2 protein-coding genes are annotated in these 743 nt (G+C 58.8%); both read left to right on the top strand.

Going from position 1 to position 743, the window contains the following annotated elements:
- Positions 1-303, top strand: a 303-nt coding sequence (locus tag A3730_RS02360) for a M20/M25/M40 family metallo-hydrolase (RefSeq protein WP_156500812.1), incomplete at its 5' end; no start/stop codon positions are given.
- Positions 304-432: 129 nt separating this feature from the next.
- A complete protein-coding gene (locus A3730_RS02355; RefSeq protein ID WP_063520662.1) occupies positions 433-633 on the top strand; it encodes a DUF1656 domain-containing protein in 201 nt (66 codons plus the stop codon).
- The last annotated feature ends 110 nt before the right edge of the window (positions 634-743 follow it).

Raw genomic sequence — 743 nt, 5'->3', positions numbered from 1 at the left:
CATGGCCTGGACTATGATCTGCAATGGACCCTGTCCGGCCAGCCGTTTCTCACCGACCGCGGCGCTCTGGTGGACGCGGCCGTCAATGCCATCCGCGATGTCACCGAGCTGGACACCGAACTGTCCACCGCCGGCGGCACCAGCGATGGCCGCTTTATCGCCCCCACCGGCACGCAAGTGGTGGAGCTGGGCCCCACCAACGCCACCATCCACAAGGTGGACGAGCACACCAGCATCAGCGAACTGGACACCCTGACGCAGATCTATCAGCGGCTGCTCCAGCACCTGATGACCTCAGTATAAATATCCCCGGCGCTTCTGCCTGAATGCCCTGACCCAAAACGTGGACGTATCAGGCAGGCGCAGCAGCCTGCTACAAATTCAGGCAAACTGCCCCTACTATAAAAGCTCCATCACGGATCGGAAGGCACCATGTGGCTGCATGAAATCCCCGTGGGCGGCATGCTGTTCAGCCCCATGGTATTACTGGTGCTGCTGGCACTGGCGCTTACCCTGATGACTTACCTGCTGCTGAGACAGCTGGGCTGGCATCGCCAAGTCTGGAAAGGTGCCTGGTTCTACCTTTCCCTGTTCGTCTGTTTTGTTGCTCTTTCACTGCGGCTATTGAGCTGACTGACACAAGGACGCGCCATGCAACAATCGCTTCGAATTCTGGTCACCGTCGTTCTGGTCATCCTGGCCCTGATCGCCGGCAACTGGGTATGGAACTACTACCTTTACGC

It is taken from the genome of Alcanivorax sp. HI0044 (assembly GCF_001634945.1).
The sequence above is the reverse complement of the archived record's forward strand: the minus strand, read 5'-3'. Positions and strand labels throughout refer to the sequence as shown.